General features: G+C 46.3%; 1 protein-coding gene. It reads right to left on the bottom strand.

What is annotated here, in order from left to right; translation table 11 throughout:
- Positions 1-141: 141 nt before the first annotated feature.
- The coding region (locus AS151_RS20340; RefSeq protein ID WP_139240842.1) for a GUN4 domain-containing protein at positions 142-841 on the bottom strand (700 nt) is incomplete at its 5' end.

The following is an 841-nucleotide window of genomic DNA, read 5'->3' as shown; positions in this document are numbered from 1 at the left end:
GAGGGGGTAGCGTAGCCACCCCACCTGACTTCCACGAATCGTGGGGTGTCAGGTATCGAATTGAGGAAATGCCCATGAATACGTGAAAAATCTACATCATACAATTCTTTACATGAAGTTGTATCCCTTATATGTTACAGTTTACAAGTCTCTGCGCGAGAGAAGAGAACTACACCGAACTATACCCCACCACAACCACCCCCCACAAGGGAGGTGACCCCCAGGGGTATTACCCCTCAGGGGACGACGCCAGTTCAATTCATCATAATTTTTCCACCTACCATCGTTATCTCTCCAGCCTACAGTATCACCAAATTTTTCCCAGATTTCGACGTCAAATTCCCTCGTACCACCCAACTTTGGATAAATTTCCTTTTGAACGCTTAAGCCAAATTTACCGTTACTAAATTTCAGCCACAAACGGTCGATGGTTCGCAAATCTTCACAGGGAAAATTATCTATATCCTCTACACGCAAAAAATTATCCCTACCAGCAACCTTCAACATCGCCTTTGCCGTTTCTTGATCGGCTTCCTGCCACTTTTGATTCGCCAGCAAATCCCGCAATTTCGTATAATCGTATCCCACCGCAGAACGAAGTTCCACTTGCGAACCAGATGTAGCCGTCGAAGGCGACGGTGAAGGTGATTTTGGTTTTGGCGGCGGTTGCTTTTGGCTAGATTTAGTTGTAGAAGGTGATTTTGGTTTCGGCGGCGATGAAGAAGCAGCTTTTGCCGGTTGCAAATCCCGCAATACTTCACCAGCCGACTGATAGCGTTTTTTGACAGCAACCACCAGCATGTTGTCTAAAATATCGCCCAATTGTTTCTCAATCGGCGTA

Source organism: Geitlerinema sp. PCC 9228, assembly GCF_001870905.1.
Classification (GTDB): domain Bacteria; phylum Cyanobacteriota; class Cyanobacteriia; order Cyanobacteriales; family PCC-9228; genus PCC-9228.
The sequence above is the reverse complement of the archived record's forward strand: the minus strand, read 5'-3'. Positions and strand labels throughout refer to the sequence as shown.